Raw genomic sequence first — 7135 nt, forward strand, 5'->3', positions numbered from 1 at the left:
CTCTTGCCGGCCACACCGGCGAGCAGCAGCAGGCCCGCGGCGGTCAACGTCGCGCCGGAGTGGTCGTGGGCGAGCACGTCGGCGATCCGGAAGCTGCCCGTCGACACACCCAGCAGCGCGATGCCGAGCAGGAACCCGACGTCACCCACCCGGGTCACCAGGAACGCCTTCATGGCGGCGGCGGGCGCGCCGGCCAGTCGACGGTCGTGGGCGATGAGCAGGTACGAGCAGAGGCCCATCACCTCCCAGCCGACCAACAACATGATCAGGTCGCCGGCGACCACCACCAGCAACATGGCACCGGTGAAGAGGCTGATCTGGGCGGCGTAGGGCGGATAGCGGTGATCGACGTCGACATCGTCGTGCGGGCCGCGCCGCAGGTAGCCGATCGAGTAGACCTGCACGGCCAGGGCGACAGCGGTGACCGCCACCGCGACCAGCGCGACGGCGCCGTCCAGCCGTACGCCGAGAGTCACCGCCAGCCCGCCGAAGTCGACCCAGGTGGCCGACGTCTCCGTCGGCCGGTCGACGGTGAGCAGCAGCGCGACGGCCAGCGCCAACGCGCCGGCCGCACCGGTCACGCCGAGCGTCACGGCCGCCGCCCGGGCCCGGTCGCCCCCGGTCGCGTTCTCGCGCCGGGAGGCGGCGGGGAGCAACAGGCCGAGCAGCCCGGCGACCAGCGGTACGGCGGGCAGCAGCGCCCCGAGCAGCCCGCTCACCGGCCCGCCTCCGAATCCAGGACGGCCGGCTCGCGCCCGCCGACCGCCGGCGACGGCTCGGTCAACGGCACGTCATCCACGGCGACGGTCGCGCGTAGCCGGTAGAGCTGAAGGACGATCGCCAGCCCCACCCCGATCTCCGCGGCGGCGAGGACGATGACGAACAGGGCGAAGACCTGCCCCGAGTGCGGGAGCACGGCGCGGGCGGTGGTGTCCGCGGTGACCAGGATCAGGTTGACCGCGTTGAGCATCAACTCGACGGACATCAGCACCAGCACCGCGTTGCGGCGACGCAGCACGCCGTACACGCCGAGGCCGAACAGCAGCGCGGCGGTGACGTACGGGATGACCGGCCTCACCGGCGCCCCCCGGGCTCGCTGTCGACCAGGTCGGCTGCCCGGCCGTCGCCGGGCGGGCCGGCGCGGCCGATGTCCGGCCGGGACAGCACGATCGCGCCCACCAGGGCGGAGAGCAGCAGCACCGAGAGCACCTCGAACGGCAACACCCAGGACTGGAAGATCTGCTCACCCAGCCGCTCGGCGGTGCCGGCGGGCGGCAGCGTGACGGTGCTCCAGCGGTACGCGTCGACCAGCAGGACGGTCAGCCCCAGCCCGGCGCCGCCACCGATCAGCGCGGCCGGCCAGCCGGGCCGGTCCAGGTCGTCGGAGGCGCCGATCGGAGCCCGGGTCAGCATCACCGCGAACAGCAGCAGGACCACCACCGCGCCCACATAGATCAGCACCTGCACCCAGGCCACCAACTCGGCGCTGAGCACCAGGAAGTCACCGGCCAACGCGCCCAGGCACACCACCAGGTAGAGCCCGGCCCGGACGAGGTGTTTCGTGGTCACCACCAGCACGCCGGCGCCGACCGCCACCGCACCGAGGGCGAGCAGCAGCACATCCGCGCCGGTCACCGGGCCGCCCCTGCAGCTCGGGTGGTCACGACGCCGGGTCCTGGTCGGCGTCGGGGCGTACCGCTGGCGGAGCGGGACGTGCGGCGGCGGCCTTGCGCGCGGCGGAGGTCTCCTCCTTGGCCGGCTCGCCGTTCGGGTCGTGCGCGGGCGGCGGCGGAACGGTGGCCATCCACTGACCGAGGTGGTCCTTGTCGTGCAGCAGGTCCTTGATGTCGTACTCGGCGTACTCGAACTCCGGCGACCAGTAGAGCGCGTCGAACGGGCAGACCTCGATGCAGATGCCGCAGTACATGCAGAGCGAGAAGTCGATGTCGAACTTGTCGAGCACGTTGCGCTGGCGGGGGCGGGCGGCGCCGGGCACCGCCACCTCCTCCTTGTGCGAGTCGATGTAGATGCACCAGTCCGGACACTCGCGGGCGCAGAGCATGCAGACCGTGCAGTTCTCCTCGGACAACGCGATCACACCGCGCGAGCGCGGCGGCAGGTCGGGAGCGGTGTCCGGGTACTGCTGGGTGGTCGAACGGCTGGTCATCGTCTTGAGGGTGACCGCCAGCCCCTTCACCAGGCCCGCGCCGGGAAGGCCGCGTTCGCTGGTGTCACCACGCTCGCTGGGGTCGCTCATGTCGACCATCCTGCCCTGTGGCCCCGGCGCGCGCGACCACCACCCACAGGTCCACGAACGGAGGGCTCACCCGAGGAGCACGGTCAGCTGCGGATCAACCGGATCACGCCCCGGGTCCGCCGACGGCTGCCGGTGGGAGCATCTCGACACCGAGTTGTTGCAGCAGTTGGAACAGCTCGTTGCAGCTCCACACCTCGACGATCCGGCCCGCCGGGTCGAAGCGCAGGAACGTCGCCCCCGAGTAGCTGACCACCTGCCCGGTCGGCGGCACCGGCCCGAACTGCCCGACGTGGGTGCCGGCGGCCCGCCAGTGCACGGCCACCCGCTCACCGGCCGCGACCACGTCGACGATCTTGTAGCGCAGGTCGGGGAAGGCCGCGCGGCGCTCGCGATGCCAGGCCAACGTCGCCTCCGGGCCGGTGCCGCCCAGCCCCGGGCATTCCTCGGCCACCAACTCGTACGCCGACTCCTCTCGGCGGGCGTTCCACACATCGGTGATGAACCGCCGGGCCGCCGCCTCCACATCCGTCATGCCGGCGAGGGTATCCGGGCTCACCGCGTCGATCGGTCGGAGATCGGTAAGGATGGGGTGCAGGGCAGCAACACGACCGGGAGGCTGACGTGGGCGAGGAAAAAGGCGGCAAGTACGTCGAGCCGGGCGGCGAATTCACCCGCGACCAGCGGTACATCGCCACCCGGATCACCGAGGACGGGCGCGACGGATACCCGGTCGAGCCGGGCCGGTACCGGCTGGCGGTCAGCCGGGCCTGCCCGTGGGCCAACCGGCTGATCATCGTGCGGCGGTTGCTCGGCCTGGAGGACGCCATCTCGATGGCGGTCGCCGGCCCGACCCACGACGCCCGGAGCTGGACCTTCGACCTCGACCCGGACGGGCGGGACCCGGTGCTCGGCATCGAGCGCATCCAGGAGGCGTACTTCAAGCGCTTCCCCGGCTACGAGCGCGGCATCACCGTGCCGGCGATCGTGGACGTGCCGACCGGGCAGGTGGTGACCAACGACTACGCACAGATGAGCCTGGACCTGTCCACGCAGTGGGGGGCGTACCACCGCGAGGGTGCCCCGCAGCTCTACCCCGAGCACCTGCGGGAGCAGATCGACGAGGTCAACGCCGTGGTGTTCCGGGACGTCAACAACGGCGTCTACCGGTGCGGGTTCGCCGGCAGCCAGGAGGCGTACGACAAGGCGTACCACCAGCTCTTCGACCGGCTGGACTGGCTCACCGAGCGGTTGACCGACCAGCGTTACCTGGTCGGCGACACCATCACCGAAGCCGACGTGCGGCTGTTCACCACGCTGGTCCGCTTCGACCCGGTCTATTACGGCCACTTCAAGTGCAACCGGCAGAAGCTGAGTGAGATGCCGGTGCTGTGGGCGTACGCCCGGGACCTGTTCCAGACCCCCGGGTTCGGCGACACGATCGACTTCGACCACATCAAGCGGCACTACTACGAGGTGCACCGCGACATCAACCCGACCGGCATCGTTCCGCTCGGCCCCGACCTGTCGAACTGGCTCACCCCGCACGGCCGGGAAACGCTCGGTGGCCGCCCCTTCGGCGACGGCACCCCGCCACCACCCCCGGCCGAGCCGGTGGACCCCGCGCACACCCCGCTGCGCTGAGCGGCCCACCTCTCACCGGCTCGTCGCTCGTCGCCCCGGCTCGTCGTCAAGATCCGCGCAACATCAGGGATGTTGGTGTCTCCCGCCTGCCGGAGGCAGCAACATCGGGGAAGTTGCGCGGATCTTCGGCCAGCCCGTCGGTCTTGGTTGGTGATCATGGGTTGGCGGGTGTTCGATCTCGCTCGGCCGGTCAACCTCATGATCACCCTCAGGTTGGGGGTGGGCGCGGGCGCGTGGGGGGTCTACTACCGGGGGTAGGATTGATTCGTGACTCGGTTGGGCGATCTTGAGCGTGCGGTGATGGATGTGCTGTGGGACGTGGTCCCGGGCACGTCGGACGGGGTGACCGTGCGCGAGGTGGCCGACGCGCTCGACGGCCGTGAGCTGGCGTACACCACTGTGATGACGGTGCTGGACCGGCTCGCCGGCAAGGGCATGGTGCAGCGGGAGCGGGAGGGACGGGCCTGGCGGTACCGGCCGGCCGCCAGCCGCGAGGCACACATCGCCCAGCTCATGCTCGACGCCCTCGACCTGGGTGGCAGCCGGGACGCCGCGCTGGTGCGGTTCGCCCGCTCGGTGACCGGCACCGAGGCCGAGGTGCTGCGGGCCGCCCTGGGCAGCGAGGCCGGCCTGACCGGGCCGGGTGCCACCGGTGGTGACAAGGGCGGCGCCGACGCGCTGACCGACCGCGTGGACGGGCCGGCGGGCCGACGCCCCGCCGGCGAGGCAGCGGAGCGGTAGGGCGCACGCCATGGCGTACGCCGTGCACTTCGCCGCCACGATGCTGGCCTGCTATCTGACCGCCCAGGTGCTGTCCCGTTCGACCTGGACGTGGCGCAGCCCTCGGGTGGCGATCGTCTGCTGGCAGGCCGTCGGGCTGGCGCTGGGCCTCTCGGCGATGGGCCTGCCGATGGCGCTCGGGTTGAGCGCGTACGACCGACCGACCGGTTCCGCACTGCTCGCCCTGGCCGACGACCTCGCCCACGGCGCCCTACCGATCGGGATGGGCACCTTCGAGCTGGCCGGCGTCGGTGTGGGCTTTGGCATCGGGGCGGTGCTGGTCACGACGACGGTGCGCAGCATCCACGGCACCGTACGCGCCCAGCGCCGCCACCGGGACCTGCTCTCCCTGGTCGCCCGCAACGACCCGGCCGCGCCGGGCGCACTGGTGTTGGATCATCCGAGCGCTGCCGCGTACTGCCTGCCGGGGGTGAAGCCGCAGGTGGTGGTCAGCGCCGGCACGCTGAGCCTGTTGGACCGGGCCGAGTTGGCCGCGGTGCTCAGCCACGAGCGGGCGCACGCCAACGAGCGGCACGACCTGGTGCTGCTGCCGTTCACCGCGCTGTGCCGGGCGCTGCCGTGGTTCGGCTGGGTGCGCGACGCGCACGAGCGGGTCGCCCTGCTGGTCGAGATGCGCGCCGACGACAAGGCCCGCGAGCTGCACGCCGAGGCCCCGCTGGCGGGGGCGCTGCGCCAGTTCGCCGCCGCCGGGCACCGGATCACCCCGGCCGGCGCGCTGGGCGTTGGCGACCGGGATCTCGACGTACGGATGCAGCGTCTGCTGGTCAGTGACCGGCCGCCCCGGGTGCTCGGTGCCACCGCCCTCGCGGTCGCCACCATGCTGGTCGCCCTCCCGGTAACCCTCTTCCTGTCCTGAGCTGACCCCGGCGCCCTTCACCCGCCGCGCTCTCAGGCCCCCGCGCGCCGCGCCGGGCCCCCACGCACCGGAGCCGCCCGGGCCGCGCCCGTAAGCCCGCAGCCGCGCGCTGTCCGGTCAAGATCGCGCTCGATCCAGGATCTAGTGGCATCCCACGGCCACGAGGCCACTACATCCAGGATCGAGCGCGATCTTCCACCGACCCCATAACTACTACGCCTTGTCGTAGACTTGTCTACGACAAGGCGTAGTAGGGCTTACGTGTAGGCAGGCTACGTGTAGGGTGGCTATGACAAGGGAGCCAACAGCTATGGAGGGCTGGTCATGGACACCCTGCTCCTCGCCCGCCTGCAGTTCGCCACCACCACCTCGATCCACTTCCTGTTCGTCGTCGTCACGCTCGGGCTGGTCACCCTGCTGGTCGGCATGCAGACCGCCTGGGTGCTCACCGGCAACCCGATGTGGGAGCGGCTGACGCGTTACTGGGGCCAGCTCTACGTGATCAACTACGTGCTCGGCATCGCCACCGGCCTCGTGATGGAGTTCCAGTTCGGGCTGAACTGGAGCGGCCTGTCGCGCTACGTCGGCAACGTCTTCGGCGCGCCCCTGGCCATCGAGACGCTGGTGGCGTTCTTCCTGGAGTCCACGTTCCTCGGGATGTGGATCTTCGGCTGGCACCGACTCGGCAAGGGCGTGCACCTCGCGTTGCTCTGGGGCGTGGCGATCACCGCGTACGCGTCCGCGTTCTGGATCATGGTGGCCAACTCCTGGCTGCAGAACCCGGTCGGGTACGAGGTCCGCGACGGGATCGCCCACCTCACCGACTTCGGTGCGCTGCTGACCAACCCCAGCCTCGGCATGGCCCTCGGGCACGTGGTCTCGGCGGCGCTGCTGGTCGGCGGGATGCTGATGGCGGCGGTCAGCGCCGGGCACCTGATCCGGCGTACCCCCGACTTCGCGCTCTTCCGCACCTCGCTCCGGATCGGCCTGGTCACCGCGGCACTGGCCATCACGATGGTGCAGGGCTTCGGTTTCGCCCAGTTCGGCCCGGTCGGCTCGGTGCAGCCGACCAAGTTCGGCGGCGACACCCTCGAGAGCCAGGCGCTGATCGCCGAGTGGACCACGCGGTTCGGCCCCGGCGACTACACCCCGCCCACGCTCGCCAGCGTCGGGCTGGGCTTCATGATCTTGATCGGCTTCACACTGGGGTGCGTCTGGCTCCTGCTGCCCCTGCTCTACCGGGACTGGATCATCCGACTGCGCTTTCCGCTCTGGCTGATCCTGCTCGGCCTGCCACTGCCGTTCGTCGCGGTGATCCTCGGCTGGATCTCCCGCGAGGTCGGCCGGCAACCCTGGGTGGCGTACGGGCTGCTCCCCACCGAGCAGGCCGTCTCGCCGGTCAGCGCACCGCTGATGCTCACCTCGCTGATCGGGTTCAGCCTGCTGCTGGGCACTCTCGCCGTCACCAACTGGGTGCTGCTCGCCCGACACGCCAGACGCGGCGCGGCCGACCCGGCGCTCGGACGCCCACCGGCACCGCCCAGCGAGCCCGCCCACCCCGAACCCGCCCTCATCTGAGC

At 71.3% G+C, this 7135-nt stretch carries 9 protein-coding genes; 4 read left to right on the forward strand and 5 right to left on the reverse strand.

Annotation, left to right across the window (positions count from 1 at the left end):
- The 5 genes from KBX53_RS16705 to KBX53_RS16725 form a co-directional block, all read right to left on the reverse strand.
- On the reverse strand, positions 1 to 719 hold a 719-nt coding region (locus tag KBX53_RS16705), incomplete at its 3' end, for a proton-conducting transporter membrane subunit (protein ID WP_309140790.1).
- The gene (gene nuoK, locus KBX53_RS16710) at positions 716 to 1078 is read right to left on the reverse strand and encodes an NADH-quinone oxidoreductase subunit NuoK (protein WP_210860236.1); all 363 of its coding nucleotides are present in this window, start codon (positions 1076 to 1078) and stop codon (positions 716 to 718) included. The genes KBX53_RS16705 and nuoK, both read right to left, overlap by 4 nt.
- Positions 1075 to 1635: an NADH-quinone oxidoreductase subunit J gene (locus KBX53_RS16715; RefSeq protein WP_210860238.1), complete on the reverse strand. Its 561-nt coding sequence runs from the start codon at positions 1633 to 1635 to the stop codon at positions 1075 to 1077. Before KBX53_RS16715 ends, nuoK begins: the two co-directional genes overlap by 4 nt.
- A gap of 25 nt (positions 1636 to 1660) precedes the next feature.
- A complete protein-coding gene (locus tag KBX53_RS16720) occupies positions 1661 to 2257 on the reverse strand; it encodes an NADH-quinone oxidoreductase subunit I (RefSeq protein ID WP_030329819.1) in 597 nt (198 codons plus the stop codon).
- A gap of 103 nt (positions 2258 to 2360) precedes the next feature.
- The gene (locus KBX53_RS16725) at positions 2361 to 2789 is read right to left on the reverse strand and encodes an ester cyclase (protein ID WP_030329818.1); all 429 of its coding nucleotides are present in this window, start codon (positions 2787 to 2789) and stop codon (positions 2361 to 2363) included.
- Between the two features lie 89 nt (positions 2790 to 2878).
- Between KBX53_RS16725 and KBX53_RS16730 the strand changes: the two genes are divergently transcribed.
- The 4 genes from KBX53_RS16730 (at position 2879) to KBX53_RS16745 (ending at position 7133) form a co-directional block, all read left to right on the forward strand.
- Entirely contained in the window at positions 2879 to 3898 is a 1020-nt protein-coding gene (locus tag KBX53_RS16730; RefSeq protein WP_210860240.1) for a glutathione S-transferase family protein, read from the forward strand.
- 267 nt (positions 3899 to 4165) lie between these two features.
- Positions 4166 to 4639, forward strand: a complete 474-nt coding sequence (locus KBX53_RS16735) for a BlaI/MecI/CopY family transcriptional regulator (protein WP_210860247.1) — start codon at positions 4166 to 4168, stop codon at positions 4637 to 4639.
- Between the two features lie 10 nt (positions 4640 to 4649).
- Entirely contained in the window at positions 4650 to 5555 is a 906-nt protein-coding gene (locus KBX53_RS16740) for a M56 family metallopeptidase (RefSeq protein ID WP_030328996.1), read from the forward strand.
- A 324-nt stretch (positions 5556 to 5879) separates the two neighbouring features.
- Positions 5880 to 7133: a cytochrome ubiquinol oxidase subunit I gene (locus tag KBX53_RS16745; protein WP_210860249.1), complete on the forward strand. Its 1254-nt coding sequence runs from the start codon at positions 5880 to 5882 to the stop codon at positions 7131 to 7133.
- The last annotated feature ends 2 nt before the right edge of the window (positions 7134 to 7135 follow it).

Source organism: Micromonospora sp. M51 (genome assembly GCF_018070305.1).
GTDB classification, from domain to species: Bacteria; Actinomycetota; Actinomycetes; order Mycobacteriales; family Micromonosporaceae; genus Micromonospora; species Micromonospora parva.